General features: G+C 46.0%; 22 protein-coding genes. 18 read left to right on the top strand and 4 right to left on the bottom strand.

Annotated features, from left to right (window positions below; all coding sequences use genetic code 11):
• Positions 1-13: 13 nt before the first annotated feature.
• Genes VRK_RS10525 through VRK_RS10510 form a run of 4 tightly spaced genes read right to left on the bottom strand, consistent with a single transcriptional unit; the run spans position 14 to position 2,391 of the window.
• Positions 14-205, bottom strand: a complete 192-nt coding sequence (locus VRK_RS10525; RefSeq protein WP_059121325.1) for a DUF2897 family protein — start codon at positions 203-205, stop codon at positions 14-16.
• Between the two features lie 2 nt (positions 206-207).
• Positions 208-891, bottom strand: coding sequence for a M15 family metallopeptidase (locus VRK_RS10520; RefSeq protein ID WP_059121324.1), 684 nt, complete (start codon positions 889-891; stop codon positions 208-210).
• 1 nt (position 892) lies between these two features.
• Positions 893-2,029, bottom strand: a complete 1,137-nt coding sequence (dapE, locus tag VRK_RS10515) for a succinyl-diaminopimelate desuccinylase (protein WP_059121323.1) — start codon at positions 2,027-2,029, stop codon at positions 893-895.
• Between the two features lie 14 nt (positions 2,030-2,043).
• Complete coding sequence (locus VRK_RS10510) at positions 2,044-2,391, bottom strand: ArsC family reductase (protein ID WP_059121322.1); 348 nt, start codon at positions 2,389-2,391, stop codon at positions 2,044-2,046.
• Positions 2,392-2,594: 203 nt separating this feature from the next.
• On the opposite strand from VRK_RS10510, the gene VRK_RS10505 reads away from it, so the two are divergent.
• From VRK_RS10505 to VRK_RS10420, 18 genes are all read left to right on the top strand, one after another.
• Complete coding sequence (locus tag VRK_RS10505; RefSeq protein ID WP_038183694.1) at positions 2,595-2,882, top strand: winged helix-turn-helix domain-containing protein; 288 nt, start codon at positions 2,595-2,597, stop codon at positions 2,880-2,882.
• 448 nt (positions 2,883-3,330) lie between these two features.
• Positions 3,331-5,256: an FTR1 family iron permease gene (locus tag VRK_RS10500; RefSeq protein WP_231735760.1), complete on the top strand. Its 1,926-nt coding sequence runs from the start codon at positions 3,331-3,333 to the stop codon at positions 5,254-5,256.
• A gap of 39 nt (positions 5,257-5,295) precedes the next feature.
• Positions 5,296-5,814 carry an iron transporter gene (locus VRK_RS10495; RefSeq protein WP_059121320.1) on the top strand — a complete coding sequence of 173 codons (519 nt, stop codon included), beginning with the start codon at positions 5,296-5,298 and terminating at the stop codon, positions 5,812-5,814.
• Positions 5,815-5,897: 83 nt separating this feature from the next.
• On the top strand, positions 5,898-7,328 hold the full coding sequence (locus VRK_RS10490) for a Fe-S-containing protein (protein WP_082671368.1): 1,431 nt from the start codon (positions 5,898-5,900) through the stop codon (positions 7,326-7,328).
• The gene (locus tag VRK_RS10485; protein WP_059121319.1) at positions 7,328-8,611 is read left to right on the top strand and encodes an ABC transporter permease; all 1,284 of its coding nucleotides are present in this window, start codon (positions 7,328-7,330) and stop codon (positions 8,609-8,611) included. The genes VRK_RS10490 and VRK_RS10485 overlap by 1 nt, the downstream gene beginning before the upstream one ends.
• Positions 8,598-9,734 carry an ABC transporter permease gene (locus VRK_RS10480; RefSeq protein WP_059121318.1) on the top strand — a complete coding sequence of 379 codons (1,137 nt, stop codon included), beginning with the start codon at positions 8,598-8,600 and terminating at the stop codon, positions 9,732-9,734. The genes VRK_RS10485 and VRK_RS10480 overlap by 14 nt, the downstream gene beginning before the upstream one ends.
• Position 9,735: 1 nt before the next feature.
• Entirely contained in the window at positions 9,736-10,410 is a 675-nt protein-coding gene (locus VRK_RS10475; protein ID WP_059121317.1) for an ABC transporter ATP-binding protein, read from the top strand.
• A complete protein-coding gene (locus tag VRK_RS10470) occupies positions 10,400-10,894 on the top strand; it encodes a TlpA family protein disulfide reductase (protein ID WP_059121316.1) in 495 nt (164 codons plus the stop codon). The genes VRK_RS10475 and VRK_RS10470 overlap by 11 nt, the downstream gene beginning before the upstream one ends.
• A gap of 9 nt (positions 10,895-10,903) precedes the next feature.
• Entirely contained in the window at positions 10,904-11,356 is a 453-nt protein-coding gene (locus tag VRK_RS10465) for a copper chaperone PCu(A)C (RefSeq protein ID WP_059121315.1), read from the top strand.
• Positions 11,357-11,451: 95 nt separating this feature from the next.
• Complete coding sequence (locus tag VRK_RS10460; protein WP_059121314.1) at positions 11,452-12,252, top strand: FMN-binding protein; 801 nt, start codon at positions 11,452-11,454, stop codon at positions 12,250-12,252.
• Positions 12,253-12,364: 112 nt separating this feature from the next.
• Entirely contained in the window at positions 12,365-13,267 is a 903-nt protein-coding gene (locus VRK_RS10455; RefSeq protein WP_059121313.1) for a Dyp-type peroxidase, read from the top strand.
• A gap of 135 nt (positions 13,268-13,402) precedes the next feature.
• On the top strand, positions 13,403-14,539 hold the full coding sequence (locus VRK_RS10450; protein ID WP_059121312.1) for a flagellin: 1,137 nt from the start codon (positions 13,403-13,405) through the stop codon (positions 14,537-14,539).
• Positions 14,540-14,815: 276 nt separating this feature from the next.
• The gene (locus tag VRK_RS10445) at positions 14,816-15,025 is read left to right on the top strand and encodes a hypothetical protein (RefSeq protein ID WP_157371899.1); all 210 of its coding nucleotides are present in this window, start codon (positions 14,816-14,818) and stop codon (positions 15,023-15,025) included.
• A gap of 105 nt (positions 15,026-15,130) precedes the next feature.
• The gene (locus tag VRK_RS10440; protein ID WP_059121310.1) at positions 15,131-16,264 is read left to right on the top strand and encodes a flagellin; all 1,134 of its coding nucleotides are present in this window, start codon (positions 15,131-15,133) and stop codon (positions 16,262-16,264) included.
• 255 nt (positions 16,265-16,519) lie between these two features.
• Positions 16,520-17,650, top strand: a complete 1,131-nt coding sequence (locus VRK_RS10435; RefSeq protein ID WP_059121309.1) for a flagellin — start codon at positions 16,520-16,522, stop codon at positions 17,648-17,650.
• A 74-nt stretch (positions 17,651-17,724) separates the two neighbouring features.
• Positions 17,725-18,168, top strand: a complete 444-nt coding sequence (flaG, locus tag VRK_RS10430) for a flagellar protein FlaG (RefSeq protein ID WP_059121308.1) — start codon at positions 17,725-17,727, stop codon at positions 18,166-18,168.
• A gap of 20 nt (positions 18,169-18,188) precedes the next feature.
• Complete coding sequence (gene fliD, locus VRK_RS10425) at positions 18,189-20,189, top strand: flagellar filament capping protein FliD (RefSeq protein WP_059121307.1); 2,001 nt, start codon at positions 18,189-18,191, stop codon at positions 20,187-20,189.
• Entirely contained in the window at positions 20,182-20,487 is a 306-nt protein-coding gene (locus VRK_RS10420; RefSeq protein ID WP_059121306.1) for a hypothetical protein, read from the top strand. The genes fliD and VRK_RS10420 overlap by 8 nt, the downstream gene beginning before the upstream one ends.
• The last annotated feature ends 8 nt before the right edge of the window (positions 20,488-20,495 follow it).

The following is a 20,495-nucleotide window of genomic DNA, read 5'->3' as shown; positions in this document are numbered from 1 at the left end:
TAAAAAGGGATGATTATTCATCCCTTTTTTTGATCTCTTGTTGATGCTTTTTGTCTAATTCAATCAATCGATCCAGATCATTTCCCTGTTTCTTTTTCAGCTTATCGAGATTTTTGGGCGTCAGATATTTAAGCGCGGCAATATTCCCAATAATGATGCTGATAACGACTGTAATGATGAACCAAGGTGAAGTCAGGAAATCCATACCTATGCACCGCTCTGCTCTATATTGATGACAAATTGAGTGTAGATAGTATGGAGCATTTTGTGAATCGTGTCTTTGCCTGCGATCGGTTCGTCAGCTAATGCCTGAAGGATAATGTCAGGTGACATCTGATTCAGACATTGTGTTGCAACATGGTGATGACTGATATGCCAAGGTTCGATCGAAACGCCCCCCCGATCCCGTTGATATGGCAGGAAAAAACCGAACCGGGAGAGATTTTGTGCTAACCATGCAGAAAATTGAGCCTGATGACCGGATTGATATTCCCACGGCTCCAGACGCAGCGATTCATTAGCTGGCAATGTATTTTTGTCATACACATCAAAGTCTGTGCCCCAATGATGCCGGCTGGCTCCGGGCAGTGCTGACCAGCGTAAAATAGCCAGAACTTTTTCTTGCTCTGGCAGGTGTGAGACATCGAGCGGACGACTTTGTGAGTCGAGCAGCGGGCGTTCTCCTGAGAATTTAAGATTCCAGATCGAAAGCTGCCTCTGGAAATCACGGAATCCGCTGGCAATCTGTAAGTGGAACCCGGCTTGGTGAGCTGCCTGTTTTAACGCAAAAAAATCTTGAGCGACCGCTTGATGGATCAGGAAAGTCTTGGTATCGACAAGACATGCTTGCAGATGTTGCTCACTTTTTCCGGTTAATTGTTCCGGCGTCATATTATCGGGCCAGTAAGTTGTTCAATATGTGTTGATACATATCGGTCAGTTTCTCAAGATCAGCAATGCTGACACATTCATTGACTTTGTGTATCGTCGCATTGACCGGGCCGAGTTCGACGACCTGTGCGCCCATTTGAGCGATAAACCGACCGTCGGATGTCCCGCCGGTTGTGAGCAATGCAGGTTCTTTATGGTTAATCTGTTTAACAGACTTCGTGACTGCTTCCACAAGGCTACCGGCATCGGTCAAAAACGGTTTGCCATTCAAGGTCCATTTCAGGTCATAATCCAAACCGTGTGCATCAAATGTGGAGTGAACGCGACGTTGAATCTCTTCTGCCGTGAGTTCGGTACTGTAACGGAAGTTAAACTGGACATGGAATTCGCCCGGAATAACATTTGATGCACCGGTTCCCGCTTGTAAATTTGGAATCTGAAAGCTAGTCGGCGGGAAAAATGCGTTCCCTTCATCCCATTGAATCGCTGCGAGTTCGGTCAATGCAGGCAGTGCCTGATGAACCGGGTTATTGGCCAGATGAGGATAGGCGATATGACCTTGAATACCTTTGACGACTAAGTCACCGGTCAGCGAACCTCGACGACCATTTTTGACCACATCACCGACTGAATGTGTGCTGGAGGGTTCGCCAACAATACACATATCTATGATCTCATCCCGTGCCATCAAGGTATCGACAACACGAGTTGTCCCGTTAATAAACGGACCTTCTTCATCAGACGTAATCAGAAATGCAATGGAACCCTGATGGTCAGGATGCGCTGCAATAAACCGTTCAACCGCAACAATCATGCAAGCGAGTGATCCTTTCATGTCGGCTGCACCACGCCCATGCAGATAGTCATCAATGACGGTCGGTTCAAATGGGGGCGTATGCCATAATTCGGCTTTTCCGGCAGGAACAACATCCGTATGTCCGGCAAAGGCAAATAGTGGTGCCTGCGTTCCGCGTCGGGCCCAGAAGTTGGTGGTATCTTCAAAAACCATGATTTCAACTTCAAAGCCAAGTGCCTTGAGCCGTTTTATCATTAAGTCTTGGCATCCTGCGTCTTCCGGTGTAACCGAACGACGACAAATTAATTCTTTAGCAAGGGCGAGTACCGGACTATCGCTCATCCATTTGTTCCTTTCTATGCAAATATCTCAGTGTATTGTTCAGGAGAAAAACCAAGGTGGAAAGTGTTGTCTACCACCAAAACCGGGCGTTTAATCATTGCCGGATATTCCACCAATAGGGGAATAACGGTTGTACCGTTTAAGCTGTCTTTTTGTGCTTGTGTCAGCTGTCTAAAGGTTGTTCCACGTTTATTGACAACTTTGTCCCACCCTAAATGTTGACAAAATTCTTCAACGAGTTCGGCGTGAATTCCGTCTTTACGGAAATCGTGAAAACAATATTCAACATTTTCGGCATCTAACCATCGACGTGCTTTTTTGATTGTATCGCAGTTGGGGATGCCATAAAGGGTAATGGTCATATGATTCCTCAAATTAGAGAAGACTGTGAGCGCATCGTAGCAGAGAGTGGGGGCGCTGACAAAGTAGCGATTCACTGTAGGCTTGATGGATATCGGTGAATTTTATTCATCGAGTGACAGATAAAAATGAAGTTATTGATCGAACGCAACACTCTTTATGTGAAAACCGAAATAATGGATTGGCACGTGAATAGGAGGTGTCAATGGAATTGAGTCCTGTTTTTGCAAGAAGGCTTTATTTAGCTTACTTGGTTGAAAATTTAGACAGGCCAAATGTCCCCAGATTAATTGAACATACCGGGTGGCCTCGTCGCACAATTCAGGATGTGTTGAAAGCATTACCGGCTATAGGCATTCAACTCATGTTTATCCAAGACGGGAGACGACACAATGACGGGTACTATCGGTTGTCCGATTGGGGACCATTTGATAGTCAATGGATTGTCGAACGTCAGGATGATATAGCCGCCAGTCTGGGTAAATCCCTTTAGTGCGAGAAAACGAGTGTTATTTAATCGCGCTTTACTGTATGAAAATCAACACAAAAAATTATTGTTCATGGCTTGTCTGATCAATCCTTTCAAAGGCAGCGTGGGTCATGCGTGAATTGATATTCTTGGCAGATAGGCTGACGGTTATCCTTGGTTGTGGGGCGACAATACGCAAGCTTAAAAGCCAGAGTGTTCTGGCTTTTGTCCTTTGTCCTTTCTGGGTTGTATCCATCGTTCAAACAGGTTCGATCACTGTTTTGATATAGGTTCAGTTTCAGATCGCGACCAGAATGAATAGTAGTGATAAATAATTATTTAATATTATATTTTTTATCCATCTATTCACTTTCTAAATATAATATTTACGATGTGGTAAAATTTTGCATTGCTAATGATAATAATTTTCGTTAGTATTTTTATTTGTGGTTTATCTCGCAGGATGTTTGTTATGTTAAAGCTGATAAAGCTTTTCATTATTACTACGATTTTTACTTTTAATTACTCTGTTGCTGCTGTACTGGATTATCAGGCTGCTGCCGATGATATCAATGCTCGTCTGGATAAAACCGTGCAACTTTATGCCTCTGGTGATGCCGTGCAAGCGAAGCACACGGTGCAAATGGCATATTTTGAAGTGTTTGAAGGCTTGGAAGGCCCGATCCGAATTAATTATTCCCGGCAATATGCGTATCAGCTGGAGGCTAAATTCAGTGAAATTCGGAAGATGATTGGCAATCAGGCGTCGCTCGATGACGTGAAGGAAAACGTAGACTGGCTCAAAACTCAAATCGCATCTGTTCCCTCAATTCTGGAATCCGGAACACAGTTAGTTGCTGAAACTGCAGACATCCATCAGGCATCAATTTTACCTTACTGGCGTGAGCAAGTGCTGACCATTGAACGTTTGGTCAATCAAGGGCTGGCCAGTTATCGCACATCAGATCAGGCTGAGACAGCACAGGCAAAACAGCTAAAGCGGGAAACGGCGATAAAGCTGATACGGCAGGCACAATTTGATGCTTATAAAAACTCTGATCTGGAAACCGCAATTCGTCTGAATCGTTCCGGTGCAAAAGCAGCGCAATATAATGACATGTTCAAAGCCATGATTGATTTGGCCGACAGACCATACACGATGCAAAATTTAGTCGCGTTTGGTTATCAAGTTGCCACGCTGACACAAGGACTGAAAGATGAGCTTCCCGGGTTGCCTGCGACTCGTGATGATCAGCAACAGACTCAGGAAGAGGAGAGTTCGGTTGCGAAGCAAGACTGGCAATCTGTGATTACCGGCATTGATGCTGCCATTGCTCAGGCAATTGAGCTCTACCAACAAGGTCAGGTTGCTGATGCGATGATGGCCGTTCAGGATACGTATTTTGATCGCTTTGAATCGACAGGGATGGAAAATGCGGTTGGTGCGCGGGATAGTGCACTTAAATCTGAACTGGAAGGCTACTTTACCCGTCTTGTGAGTCTGATGAAGGCCCGTTCTGAACTGGCTGATATTCAGGTGCAACAACAGGCATTGAGTCGTGCGCTGGATCAAGGCGTCAGTATGTTGGGAGGCCATAGTCAGGGTATTTGGGCAATGTTTATTGCCAGCCTTACCATTATTCTCCGTGAAGGTCTGGAAGCGTTGCTGATTGTCGCTGCCATTACTGCTTATCTGGTTAAGAACGAACATACCGACAAACTCTATATCATTAAGAATTCCGTGGTAGTCGGCGTGGTATTGAGTTTGATCACTGCGGCACTGTTCCAGTGGTTGTTTACCAATGCCGGTGCCAGTCGCGAAATGCTGGAAGGTATCACTATGCTAATCGCAGTGGTGGTGCTGTTCATGATGAGTTATTGGCTGTTGTCCAAAGTGGAAGCAACCCATTGGAAACAGTATCTCGAAAATAAATTATCCCGCTCACTGACTGCCGGCTCCATTGCTGGTCTGTGGTTTGCCAGCTTTCTGGCTGTCTACCGTGAAGGTGCAGAAACCGTGCTTTTCTATTATGCACTGGGTGCTGACGGTTCATCAGACTCATTGATCGGGATCTTTGGCGGCCTCGGTGTCGGAATTGTGATTCTCACCATTATCTTTTTCTTAATGCGCTATAGCGTGGTGAAGTTACCACTCAAACCTTTCTTTATCTTTACCGGTGGATTTATGTATCTGATGGCGTTTGTGTTTGCCGGTAAAGGTGTATTAGAGCTCATCGAAGCGAAAGTATTTAACCCGACACTCATAGATGCCGTTCCGCAAATCAGTTTGTTGGGGGTTTATCCTTATGTTGAAACATTAATTCCTCAACTCGCGCTCGTTGCAGCTGCGATTCTGGCATTGGTCGTGATTCAGCGTCAGGGTAGACAAACCGCGTAACTCAATCTGTGACAACTTTTTATTGAAGGAATAATTTTCATGACGAATAAGCTTTTAATCCCGGTTGCGATTTCAGCAATGACATTTGGCTTTGCAGCGATTGCCGGTGAACATCCGGCAGGCGATACCGTTGAAATGAACGGTATGGAACTGGCTGCTGTTTATCTGGAACCAGTGACGATGGAACCCCAAGGCATGATGATGGCGGCTTCTCAGGCTGATGTTCACCTTGAAGCTGATATCCATGCACTGAAAGGCAATAAAAATGGCTTTGCGGCCGGTGAATGGATTCCGTATCTGACCATCAGTTACAAAATGAAAAATCTCGATACAGGCAAGACTCAGCAGGGGACATTTATGCCGATGATTGCCTCGGATGGTCCACATTACGGTTCCAACGTGAAAATGCTTGGTGTCGGTAACTATGAGCTTTCTTTCCATATTGAACCACCATCGAAAGGTGGCCTGCTGCGTCACACCGATGAGGAAACTGGCGTAGGTCGTTGGTACAAACCTTTCGATGTGACTTACAAATTTAAATATGTCGGTCTGAATTAAATCTCCCCCAAGTTAGGGACTCATAAAAAGGTGGCTTTGCACTTGGTTAAAGCCACCTGAAAAATTTTATCATGTGAGCAGATATGAGTTTTTATCTTTCTCAGGTTCTTTCCCACTTTCTTCTCCCCGCGATGATGTTCGGCTTGCTTTGGTCGGGTGCAAATACGTCGTATAAGCAAAGGTTCTGGTGGTTTGTACTGCCCATTGTCATTGGGGTTTGTGCTTATACGTTGTTACCTTACAGTCAGGTCTACATTTTCTCGATTGGTTGTGCCTATATCGTCATCTATCTGCTGTTATTGGGTTACGGATTACTGAGCATGCGGCCAAGCCGATTCTTGTTAGTCTGGCAGGCGATTGTGACGGCGCTGGCAGCATTTATGTGGGCCCGGATTGCCAAACTGGACATGATGACCGCGACCAGTGTGATTAATACCGAACTGATCCTGAATGCCTCTGCATTGATATTCGGGTTTGTTTTGATTGGTTTTACCCACTTTTTCACCGGTAAAATGTTCGAACAGCGCTCGCGTATTTTAAAAAATAGCCTCTTTTTTATCTTCATCCTGCTGGCAATTTTACCGCTCTCCGGAGAGGTGATATTGGCGGGTATGAAGTTGCAGATGATCGATCTGTATCCGGGGTTGTTGAGCTACGTTTCAAAAGTGACCAATTTCTTCTGGTTATATGCTTATTGTGTGCTGGCGCTGAGCCTGATTCCGCTGAGTATGATGGCGTGGTGTGATGTGAAACCGTTGAAAGATGCGGTGAAAACGCAGCCGCAGCCGATTGAAAGACGTAAACTTCAGGCCCGACTGAATATTCAACGTCGCCGGGTGACAAGTTTTGCTGTCAGTTTGGTGATGATTTTTTGCAGTCTACTGTATTGGGATGCCGTGGCATCCCAGCCGCCGACACGTTCACCGGCACAGACGATTGAGTTATCTGCGGATGATGCGGTCCATATTCCGATTACCGATACCCTGAAAGACGGCAAGTTACATCGTTATCAGTGGATTGCCAGTGACGGCAAAGTAGTGCGCTTTTTCATCATTGATCGCTATCCCGGTGAAATGAAGTTTGGTGTGGTACTGGATGCCTGCATGTTGTGTGGTGATGCCGGGTATATTCAGGATGGTGATCAGGTGATCTGTCTGGCCTGTGGCGTGCATATTTTTATTCCGTCGATTGGTAATCCGGGAGGATGTAATCCGATTCCGATTGAAAAATGGTCGTTGACAAACAATGAAATCGTCATCGGCAAAGCAATGCTCGAATCGGGTCTCCAGTATTTTAGCGAGGTGGTGAAAATTACCGTGGTTGATCCGGTCAACGGCCAGTCACTGACCAATCTGGATGCACCGTTTAGTTATACCTTTGGCGGGAAAACCTATTTCTTTACTGAGCAGGACTCTTATGATGCATTCCGTGATAACCCTTGGGACTATGTTCGTCAAAGTGCGGTTCATCAAGGGAACGTTCATCAGAGTTCCGCGATAGGAGGGGCGCAATAATGCTATGGACAATGCTTCGTCAGTCATGGCGTCATGACCGTGGCCGAAAAGTGCTGGCAACAACCACTATTTTTCTGGCGGCGGGACTTATTTCAGCGTTATTGGCTATCTCGATTACGATCGGTGACAAGATGTCGGTGGAGATGAAACGCTATGGTGCCAACATCGAAATTACACCGGAAGGTCAGGTGAATCTGCCTTATATGTTGAAAAATGCGCTGACTGATATGGATAAAGATAGCTTGTTACTGACGTCGGAATTACCCAATATTAAGGATATCTTCTGGCGTAATAATATCATCGGGTTTGCCCCCTATGTTCGTGGGAGCGTGACCATCAATCACGGGCAGAGTAAGGTCGCCATTGTCGGGACTTTCTTTGATCAGCACCTTGCCGTCCCGGATGAACCGGATTATCACACCGGTAACAAAATTATTTCTCAGTATTGGAAAGTGCAGGGACAGTGGCCGGATGATAGCAAGCCGCAGGCATTGGTCGGAACAGCGCTTGCCAGCCGGATGGGCTGGCACATTGGTGATCAGCTGACGTTGTCCGGTAAGCAACATCATCAACAGGTCACCATCACTGGTATTTTGACCAATGGGAGTGGTGAGGAAGAGGCCGTGGTTGTGCCGCTACATATCGGGCAGACATTGCTCGGACTGGAAGGGCGAGTTGAAAGTATTAAGGTCTCTGCGTTGACGGTGCCTGAAAATGCGTTGTCGAAAAAAGCGCGGGAAAATCTGGAATCGTTAGATTCAGATGAATATGACTTATGGTTCTGTACCGCATTTGTTTCTTCCATTTCTTACCAGTTAGAAAAAGCGTTAAGTAATGCTGCGGTGCGCCCTGTCTGGCAGGTCGCTGCATCGGAAGGCATCGTCATCCGTAAAATTCAGAGTTTATTGTTCATGGTGACATTAGCCGCATTTATTGCCGCATCGATGGGAATAGCATCTCTCATGACCAATGCAATTTTACAGCGTTCGAAAGAGATTGGTTTGATGAAATCCCTCGGTGCCCATAATTGGCAGGTGTACTTGCTATTTTATGCAGAATCTATCGTGTGTGGCTTACTGGGCGGAATTCTGGGGTGTGCTGCCGGATGGGGATTATCGAAAATCATGGGCTATGCCCTGTTTGGATCGTTTATCCATTTTCACTGGATTATCATTCCGCTGATTCTGGTTATCTCGGTCATCATGACCGTGTGCGGGACGTATTTCCCTTCCCGACGAATCGCAGCTCTTTATCCGATTGAGGTTTTGTATGGCCGTCAATAAACATTCGATGCAAAGCCTGCTGGTTATTCGTTCACTGAAACTCCGTCTGCGTCGGGTGGTAGTGGTGCTCGCTGCGCTGACGATGGGCGCGGCAATTGTGACCGCGATGGCCGGGGTCTATTTCGATATCAACCAAAAAATGAGTCATGAGCTGCGCAATTACGGGGCGAATTTTTATGTCGGTCCTGATGCCGAATCTGCGACGTTATCGACTCAGGATTACCGCGCAATGCTTGATTTGGCACCCAAAGCACATTTAGTGGCATCCAGCCCGTATCTGTATGGTGTGGTGCAATCAGATTTAGAAAAAGTGGTAGCTATGGGCGTCGATTTTTCCCAACTGAAAAAGCTGGTGCCGTATTGGCAGGTTCAGGGGGAATGGATAGGCGTCTCTTTTGACCAACGCAATGCAATGATTGGGGCCAATCTGGCGAAAAAGCTGGAAGTGAAAGTGGGTTCTCAACTGAGTATCATTCAGGGGGATACCCGTCATACCTTTACCATTAAAGGCATTATCGATGCCGGTGCGGATGAAGATAACTATTTGATCGTCAATATCTCGATGCTACAGAAATGGCTAAACCAACCCGATCAGGCCAATTACGCCATGTTTAGTATCGATAACGCTCAGGGGCAGGTGAACCAGTATGCCGACCGTCTGAAAGCGCGTTACCCGAACCTCACGATTCGTCCGATTCTGAAAGTCTCTGCTTCTGAAGGCAAAGTGCTCAATAAAATCAAACTGCTGATGGGGGTGGTTGCAGTGGTGATTCTGATACTTTCTACCTTGTGTGTGAATACGACACTGACAGCAATGATTGGTGAACGCCGCCATGAGTTTGCGTTGCAAAAAGCACTGGGAGCATCACATCAAGCGATTACCCGTCAGATTTTGTCCGAAACATTGTTGATGACTATTGCAGCAATTGTCATCGGCTTAGGTGTCGGTTATATCCTTGCTCAAATTCTTGGGCAAACGGTGTTTAGTGCGTCTATTGATCTGCGTTTGCCGGTCTTTATTATCACGACGATTTTATCGATTTGTGCTGCTCTGGCGGCTGCCATCATCCCGACTTTACGCGCAATGAAAGTTGATCCGGCGAAAGTGTTGAAAGGAGAGTAATGTGTCTGAATTTGTCATTGAAACCAAGGGATTGTGTAAGCGTTTTGAGCATGTGAGTGCGTTGGATAATATCAATCTCTCCATCCGCCGGGGAGAATTCGTGGCCATTATGGGCGCATCGGGGTCGGGTAAAACCACATTGATGAATATTCTGAGTTGTCTTGACACCGCGACAGAAGGGCAAGTCATTCTCGATGGGCATAATGCTGCGAGCCTTGATGAAGATGGTCGTCGGGCGTTTCGTGCTGAAAAAATTGGCTTGTTGTTCCAGCAATTCCATCTGATCCCTTATTTGACGGCTTTGGAAAACGTTATGCTGGCTCAACACTACCATAGTGTTACGGATATCGATGCTGCCAAAAAAGTGCTGGCAGAGGTTGGCCTTGAGGCGCGAATCAATCACTTACCCAGCCAGTTATCGGGAGGGGAGCAACAGCGGGTCTGTATTGCCCGGGCGTTGGTGAATGAGTGTCCGATATTATTTGCCGATGAGCCGACCGGCAATCTGGATGAAGCAAATGAGCGGATTGTTCTGGAAATTTTCCAGCGGCTGCATCAACAGAACCGCACCATTATTATGGTGACGCATAATCCGGATTTAGGCCGTTATACTGACCGGATCATTCGCCTGCAACATGGCAAATATATCGGTGAGGAACGCATCGATGGTCATTAAGCAGATTGGTATCAGTACCCTGATGCTTGTGCTTGCGATTCTCAGCGGTTGTAAAGAAGAACAGGTTCTGGCCGTTGGCGCACCGGCCCCTGATTTAGCTGTGATGAATGCGCATGAGCAGCAGATGACATTGCAACAGGTGCGCGGTAAACCGGTGGTTGTTGAGTTTTGGTCATCCACCTGCGGGGCATGTCTGGTGATGATGAAAGCGTGGCAAAAATACGCAGATGACCACCCGGGAAAAATGCAGTTTATCGGTGTCGGAATTGAGCCACACCCTGAAAACCTCACTGATTTTGCGGCGCAGTTGGGTGTGACATTGCCTCTCGGGCTCGATCAGCTTGGGATTACTCAGGAACGTTATCAGGTCATTGCTACCCCCACGACTTTTTTTATTGATCGCCACGGTGTGCTGAAGATAATTCATCTGGGTTACTCATCCGGGATGGATCTCGATCATTACGTGAATTTGATTCAGGAATAGGACAAAACAGTGACGAACTTTTCATGGCGGCGTGCGGCGGGGATCTTCATCTTCATGGTGGTTACCAGTGTGACATTTGCGGCAACCTCAGCCGAAAACATTGAAGTCGGTAAAGCCCAAATATTCATGCCGCAACGCCATGCCAGTAGCACCGGGTCAAAAATGACGATTTATAACCGTTCAGAGCAGCCGCTCATGATTCGTGAGGTCACCAGTCAACGCTTTCAACATATTATGTTGCATACCACAACCTATCAAAGCGGCAAGCGTGAGATGCATCCGGTGGATCAGATTACGGTTGCTGCACATCAGAAACTTGCTTTAACGCCGAATACCTCACACATCATGCTGATGGGATTCACCCAGCCGCTGCAAATGGGAGAGCTGGTGAGCCTGATTCTGCATACTAATCAAGGCCCGGTGACAGTTATCGCAAGGGTTGTGCCAATGTCAATTCGCTAACGTACGTCTGTTCGTTCAGTAAGCTGATGTGTTCGCTCTTACTTTCCGTTAATTTTTGTTTCACTGTTTTTGCTATCAGGATGTAATGGTTCAAGATGAAATATCAATCTCTACTCTCACTGATGATGCTACCGGGAGTTATGTTCCTCGGTGGTTGTTTTGATGCTGAAAATCACGCTGAATCCGGGCAGAAAGCGTCCGTGGCATCGCCATTAAAAGCGCAGCACAATAAAATCATTCATCGTGATGAGAAACGGACATTGCTGGATGTTGCCGGCCTCGGCACGGTTCACGATAGTACCGCCAGTCTACTCAAGAAATACTTTCACCCCGTCTTGCTGAATATGGCAAGTCAGACACTCACGGATGAACCGGACGCGATTGCGCGTTATCGGGAAAGTGTGAAAAATCATACGCTGGTCCGGCAGACACTGGATGCTGACAAAAATCTTGCCCATTTGACGAGCCGTGACCAATCGGTGATGGTATATATCGTCGCAGACAATGCGTCCCAAGACATCGGGAAACAGTTGATAGTACCGATTGAAGGCAAGGGATATCTGTCGATATTGAAAGGATATCTGTCTTTAGATCTTAAGACTTTGTCGATCCATCGGATCCGCTTTTATGAACATGGTGAGACTCCCGCGCTGGGTGGCAAGATTATGACCAATGCGCAGTGGCTTGCTCAGTTTCAGGGAAAACAGATAGTTGCGGATGGTCAGGCGCGATTCCGGGTGGTTGCACCTCATGAAAGCAACCAAGACCGCTTCACTATTGATGGTCTGACTGGCGCAACCAATACCAGTCATAGCGTCGAGAATCTTATTAATTACTGGATGGGGCCGGATGGCTATTATTTTGCGTTGACGTTATTACAGCAGCGTTATTTGTAAGACTGTTTTTATAAGACAGATGCGCCTGTGTGAATGGTAAAGTTAGCAGTTTGTTCTTCACGCACGACGGAGTATGATGTGCACCATGACAACTACACATCAGGGATCTTTTATGTCTTATCCTCAAACTGCAATTTTGCCAGAGCCCGGACCATTTGCGCTGTATGTCATCTTTAAAGTGAAGCAAGAGGCGGCATCGGTATTGCGGCAGCTACAATCTTTACCTGATTTGATCGACACGCTGAATGCATCTCAGCCCGGAGCTGATCTGTCTCTCTCCATCGCATTCAGTCATCAATTCTGGAAACAACTTGATGCGGCTTTACCACCTGAGCTGGTGGATTTTACGCCGTTAGGTCGTGGTGATATCAGTGCACCGGCCACCGACGTCGATGTTTTGATTCATGTGCATGGTCAGCGTCATGATCTGCTGTTTTATGTGTTGCGCCAATTGATGAGTGGTATCTCTGAGTGGGTGGACATTATTGATGAAACCTACGGATATCGTTATCTGGATGCACGGGATATGACTGGGTTCATTGATGGCACTGAAAACCCGAAAGATGAACGACGTCAGGAAGTAGCCTTGATCCACGATGGTGAATTTGCCGGTGGTAGCTATGTGATGTTGCAGCGCTTTGTTCACCGATTACCGGCATGGGAAAGATTGAATATTGCAGCTCAGGAAAAAGTTATCGGCAGAACCAAAGACGATTCGGTTGAACTGGATGATGTGCCGGCCGCATCTCATGTCGGGCGTGTCGATCTGAAAGAAAATGGCCAAGGACTAAAGATCCTCAGACATAGCTTGCCGTATGGGACGGTAAGTGGTGATCATGGCTTACTCTTCATTGCATACTGCCAGACCCTGCATAACTTCCAAGTGATGCTGGACAGTATGTATGGTGAACGTGACGGTAAAACGGATCAAATGCTCCGCTTTACACAAGCGGTAACCGGTGCTTACTTCTTCGCACCGTCAGTTGGAATGTTACAAGCACTGACCATTCGATAACCGTTCATTATTATAAAATTCATCTCATAACAGCTGTACATAATGTGACCGAGCCTGAGTGCTCGGTTTTTTTCGCTAAAGATATCGCTGAAAACACCGATAGGGGGAAAATCCTGAGTGATTTTAGGTGAAATTATGGCAATTACAGTCAATACCAATATATCGGCATTACTGGCTCAGCATTATGTCAATCAGGCAAATAGTGCTTGGATGCAAGCGATGGAGCGTTTATCTTCGGGTTATCGTATCAATCATGCAAGGGATGATGCGGCTGGTTTGCAGATATCGAATCGCTTGGGAACCCAAATGAGCGGGTTGGATGTTGCGGTGAGAAATGCGAATGATGGTATTTCTATGATGCAGACCGCAGAAGGAGCCATGCAGGAAAGTACATCGCTCTTACAGCGGATGCGTGATTTGGCGCTACAATCGGCCAATGGTTCGAATTCCCAAGCGGATCGGCAGGCTTTGCAAGAAGAATATGTCGCCTTAAATGATGAATTGAACCGTATTGCGGAGACCACATCTTTTGGTGGCAGAAAGTTATTGAACGGAACTTTCGGCACCTCATCTTTTCAGATCGGTGCGAGTGCCGGAGAAGCGGTACAACTTTCACTGGGTAATATGCGTACGGATACGCTCGATATGGGCGGATTTAGCTATCTTGCCCGCAAGAAAGCAAAGTCATCGAACTGGCGTGTTCAATCCGATCAAAATCAGTTCACGATGCGCTTTAAGGATGCACAAGGTGCAGATCAACAGATTGATATTGAAGCCAAAGCGGGTGACGATATTGAGCAGTTAGCCACTTATATCAACGGGCAGACGGATCAAGTCTCAGCTTCGGTGAATGAACAGGGACAACTGCAGATATTTATGGCTGGCAAAGAGACCTCTGGCACAATTGATTTCAGTGGCTCACTCGCCAGTGACCTGCAAATTGATGTGATGGGCTACGAATCAGTCGATAATCTCGATATTACTCAGGTTGGTGGCGCTCAACGTGCCGTTTCCGTCTTGGATACCGCTTTATCGTTTGTCGATAAAAACCGGGCTGAACTGGGCGCATTTCAGAATCGCTTCGGACATGCAATTATGAATTTAGACAATATTCATGAGAATGTGGCTGCTTCCAGAAGCCGCATTCGTGATACGGATTATGCCCGGGAAGCAACCCAAAGTATGAAGCAACAGATCTTGCAACGGGTCAGCATGTCAATTTTGGCACAGGCCAAAAAACAGCCCAATATGGCCTTATACTTACTAAGATAGATCGTATTAAGATAAAAAAGTCCTGAGATAATGTGGCATATCACGTTCTGGGTTCACTGTTTTGCAGCAACGCACAGCCTCTGGAGGTAAAACAGACGAATCATATTCCTCTGGTGAATCGCTGTCCTTTATATTGTGAATGACTTTGCCACTCACATCATATCAAATGAGCATATAAGCCGAGTGATTCGGGGTGAGTCCGATGGTTGACTTCCCTGACTTGTTCAATATGTCTCCCTCACCTCTGTTGTTCTCTCGTATTGAATGGAAATGGGGGTGGGCAGCAAAAAAAGTCTCAAAAGCTATAAAACAGCATATCAATGTCACGGTTCTAAGGTTGTTGAGGAGCAGTTGCAAAGAAAAGAAAAACGCTTCTTATCGTCCGGATTGAGCGCATCTTTAGCAAAAAGTGCCATGAATTTGATCGAGTGCTCACTCCTTGCGCAATTGGACTTTTTGTCGAAAAAAAATAAAAAAAATCCTTAAGGTTTTCCCATCCGCGTCGTTAATAAAAGTAACTTTGAGAGAGCTACTTGGTTTTCCGAGACGTCGGAAACCGGAAACATCGGAAAATCAATTGGAGAAGTCATCATGGCAGTGAATGTAAACACAAACGTATCAGCAATGACCGCACAGCGTTACCTGAATTCTGCAACACAAGCTCAGAATACATCAATGGAACGTTTATCATCAGGCTTTAAAATTAATAGTGCGAAAGATGATGCCGCGGGCCTGCAAATTTCTAATCGCTTGAATGTACAAAGTCGCGGCTTAGATGTCGCTGTACGCAACGCGAATGATGGTATCTCTATTGCTCAAACCGCTGAAGGGGCAATGAACGAAACCACCAACATTCTGCAACGGATGCGTGACTTGTCACTCCAGTCTTCGAATGGTTCGAACTCTAAATCAGAGCGCAAAGCGATTCAAGAAGAAGTCACAGCACTGAATGATGAACTGAATCGGATTGCGGAAACAACCTCGTTTGGTGGTAATAAGCTCTTAAACGGTACTTTCCAAACAAAATCCTTCCAGATTGGTGCTGATAATGGTGAAGCCGTCATGCTGAACCTGAGAGATATGCGCAGCGATAATCAACAGATGGGTGGTACCAGTTATATTGCAGAAAATGGTAAGGATAAAAACTGGACAGTTCAGGCAGGGCAGAATGATCTCCAGATCAATCTGGTAGATAAAGATGGGCAAGAGCAAAATATTTCTATCTCTGCCAAAGCCGGTGATGATATTGAAGAACTTGCAACCTACATCAATGGTCAGACAGATGCTATTAAAGCGTCGGTCGATCAAGATGGTAAACTCCAAATCTTTGCTGGCAATAACAAAGTTGATGGTGCCGTTTCATTCGGTGGTGCATTAGCGGGTGAGTTAGGGATCGGCGAAGGTAAAGATGTGACCGTCGATACCATTGATGTAACTTCTGTCGGTGGTGCACAACAGTCGGTTGCTATCATTGACTCAGCATTAAAGTATGTTGATAGTCACCGTGCTGAATTGGGTGCATTCCAGAACAGATTTAACCATGCAATCAGTAACTTGGATAACATCAATGAGAATGTCAATGCATCGAAGAGTCGAATCAAAGATACCGACTTTGCCAAAGAAACAACTGCATTGACCAAGTCTCAGATTCTGGGTCAGGCATCAAGTTCGATTCTGGCACAGGCCAAACAAGCACCAAACTCAGCATTAAGCCTGCTTGGATAAGCCATCTACCACAAGACAGACCTTGTTTAAAAATCCAGCTTCGGCTGGATTTTTTTGTATTGAAAGGTGTCATTCAGACAATAAATTTTGAAGTAATTCACGTTTTTTTTCACGATGGGCCGATTGAATAAAAAAAATTAAAAATATTCTAAAGGATATAGATCCCTAGCCGTTAACAGATAGAGAGAAATGAGATGTGTGAAAGTGAGGTGAGAGACACAGCAGCACATCAACTATCCGTTAAAGGAGATCAATATGCCAATTAGTGTAAATACCAATATCTCGGGTATGACCGCGCAGCGTTATTTGAATAGCGCTGCGGATAGCGCTCAGAAATCAATGGAGCGACTGTCTTCCGGTTATCGTATTAACAGTGCGAAAGATGATGCCGCAGGATTGCAAATTTCGAATCGCTTAACCTCGCAAAGTCGCGGGTTAGACATGGCGGTGAGAAATGCGAATGATGGTATCTCAATTGCACAAACTGCTGAAGGTGCGATGACTGAGACCACATCCATCTTGCAGCGGATGCGGGACCTGTCTCTGCAATCTTCGAATGGTTCCAACTCGAGTTCGGAACGTAAGGCGATTCAGGAAGAAGTTTCAGCATTAAATGATGAACTGAACCGTATCGCTGAAACGACATCATTTGGGGGAAATAAACTCCTCAATGGTACATTTGGTAGCAAATCTTTTCAGATCGGTGCTGATTCCGGTGAAGCCGTATCTTTGACTATGGGTAATATGCGTACCGACACGAAAGACATGGGTGGTCGGGCATATGTTGCGCAAGAAGGAAAATCGCCAGACTGGACGGTCTCTAACGCAACCGATCTCACCTTGAGTTATACTAACAAAGAAGGTGAAGCTCAGGATTTGACGATTAATGCGAAAGCCGGCGATGATCTGGAAGAGGTCGCAACTTACATTAATGGGCAGAATGGTGACATTCAGGCTTCTGTCGGAGACGATGGTAAATTACAGTTATTTGCTTCTTCACAAAAAGTGACTGGCGATGTCACCATCGGTGGTGGACTGGGATCTGAAATCGGTTTTGGTGAAGGTCAGGATATGACCGTTCAGAGTGTTGATGTCTCGACTGTCGGTGGTTCTCAACTGGCCGTTGCTGTCATTGACGGTGCGCTGAAATCGGTTGATAGTCAGCGAGCTTCTTTGGGGGCTTTCCAAAACCGCTTCGGACATGCAATCAGTAACCTTGAGAATATTAACGAAAACGTGAATGCATCACGGAGTCGGATTAAAGATACTGACTATGCAAAAGAAACAACGCAGATGACCAAGTCGCAAATTCTGCAGCAGGCAAGTACCTCGGTACTGGCGCAGGCGAAGCAGGCTCCATCTGCAGCTCTTAGTCTATTGGGGTAATCGACGGACTATTTTGAGCTTGGGGTCAAAGTAGTCTGATGATTTGAACCCAATGAGGTGGAAGGGAGATTGTTATGGAAGTTTCATCCTACACATCGAACATCCAGCCTTACGGCTCACAAAATGGCACTAAAATTGCTTCAGAAAATGACAGTAATAGTGCAAGAAGTGTTTCTGTGAATAAAGACGCAGAACGTATGGACAAACTTGCCGAAGAGATGAAAGAGCGGCAAGCGGATTCCTCTCAAACAGTGGAAAAGCTGTCGAAAGAGCGGAAGCGGATTAACGAAGAACAGCGAGCCAGAGTGATGGAGCAGATGCATGAATTTGTTTCTTCACTCAATAAAGGGTTGTCGTTTCGAGTTGATGAAGAGTCCGGACGTGATGTGGTGACGATTTACGAAGCCGATACCGGTGATGTAATTCGTCAGATTCCGGAAGAAGAGATACTTGTTGTCTTGCGACGCTTGGCCAGAGATCAAGATCATCGATCTGGTCTTTTGATGACCAAAGTGTAACGTTATTTTGAGGTGATTGGATGAGTCTGGGCCCGTTAGGGATGAATTCTGGCATGGATATTAATTCCATGGTCCGTAAGATTGTCGATTCGGAGCGTGTTCCCAAGCAGCAACGGATCGATAATCAGCGGACACAGAATAATGCCAGTATTAGTGCCTACGGCCGACTCAGAGAGTCGTTGGATACAATGAAAACGCTGATGGTAAATTTTCGCCAGGATAAAGCGTTTGCATTGCGAAAAGTTGATACGACCAATGAGAATGTCGTCTCAGCGACAGCGACAACGGATGCCATAGCAGGAAGATACGCTATCGATGTGTTGCAGCTTGCCCAAAGTCATAAAGTTGCATCTAACGTTTTTGCGGAAGATGAGAAATTTGGGCCGGGTAAGCTGCATATTTCACTCGGCAACCGTCGTTTTACCGTTGATATTCAATCGGATTCGCGCCTGAAGGATGTCGTGAACGGCATTAATGCCGCGAAGGGAAATCCCGGGGTTCGGGCCTCGGTAATCAATGATATTGACGGGCCTCGCCTCATTATTGCTTCAAATCAATCCGGTCAGGATAATAAAATCCAAATAGGTGCGGATGCGCCCAACGGAAGCAGCTTAAAAAAACTGGAATATAAAACGCTGGAGCAACGGGTTAAGGATTTAGAAAAAGCACGTTCTCAGGCGCAACAACTCATTACGCCTCTCACACCAGAACAGCAAAAAATTGCAGGGAAAGTTGCAGAAAAATTAGAAACGGCCGCCAGAGCGGTCGATCAATCTGTCGCAGATGAGATTCGCCAAGCCGCTGAAAAAGCGCAACCTGATGCTGCTACGGCAGATGAACTATCTGATTCAGCAGCTAGTGCTGCTGCAGAGGCTGCGAAAAAAGCACAAGACTATGTTCGCCCTGAAGACCGTATTCCCGGATGGTCAGAGACAGCGTCCGGGACGTTGTTGGACTCTTATCAGGAGCCGCAACCGGAGCTGGATCAAAGTGCCCTCGATAAGTCAACAGATGTCCCCGGGTGGTCAAATACTGCATCGGGAACATTATATGATTCCTATGTCACACCTAAAGAAGCAAAAGCGAAACTACAAGAAAAGTTAGCGCAGGAAGAAGCAGACATTGAAGCCGCTGTTCGCTCCGGTCAAATGACACCAGAGGAAGCGAAAGCTCAGGAACGCGCGAAATTGTCACCTGAAGAGCGTGCTTATATTGAAAAAGTAGAAAAAGTTCAGTCTGAACTGCAAGCTGCTCAGAATGCGTTTGATGCCTATCAGGGGATGTCAGAAGTTCAGTCTGCTCAGGATGCCAAAGTCATGTTGGATGGGGTTGCCACCCTTTCAAGCAATAATAACATTATTGAAAATGCGATTGATGGTGTTGATTTAAAGATCAAAGGAAAAACGAAGGCCGATCAGCCGCCAGCGGAAATTGATATTGAGTATGACAGGGATACGGTCAAAGATGATATCCACAAATTCGTCGATGCATACAATCAGTTTTATCAGTTGTCGAAAGAGTTATCAAATGTTGATCCAAAGACGGGAGACGCTGGACCACTCGCGGGGGACAGTGTTGTCCGTAATGCGGACTCTCGGCTGAAACGGGTCTTTTCTTCTCAGATCAAGCCGGCCCCCGAAAATTTAAAAACACTGACGGAGTTTGGTATTACAACGACTCGGCAAGGAACATTGGAAATCAATGAAGATATGCTGACTCGGCAACTGAACAACAATTTTAATAAACTCGGTGAGTTTTTTGGTGGCCAAGATGGTTTTGCCAAAAGAGTTGAAGATGCGATTCAGGGGATGACTGGTGTCACGGGTTCTCTGCGTACCCGGGAAAAGAGTATGGTTGAACAGAATCGTCGCTTGGACGGTGACCAAGAGGCACTGGATCGCCGGATGAATACATTAGAACAGCGTACTCATGATAAATTTCTGGCGATGCAGGATGCCACAAGTAAAATGCAAAGCCAGCTGTCAGGGATGATGAATGCGTTAGGTTCGTCAAATGGATAAGCATCTGAATCAATTAAGTGATCTTGATCACGAAATTAGTGAGCAGCTTCAGGAAGAAGAAATAAACACTGAAGTTATTCACTTATTAGTCGATAAAAGGGATCAGATATTGCAGGTATTGGTTCAGGAAGCGTCAGAAAATCAACAGTTCTCGCGTTCAGAACCGTGGCTGTGTGCAATCGAACGTACCCAACGACTTGTTGAAGAGATGCAACTGAAAACATCAGGTATCGGTCATTCACTGAAAAAATACCGATATGGGAATAAATCTGTTCAGCAGTACAAGAAGTTCTTATGAAAGAGGAA

It is taken from the genome of Vibrio sp. MEBiC08052, from assembly GCF_001506075.1.
Lineage (GTDB): Bacteria > Pseudomonadota > Gammaproteobacteria > Enterobacterales > Vibrionaceae > Vibrio.
This window is presented reverse-complemented; position numbering and strand designations above follow the sequence as displayed.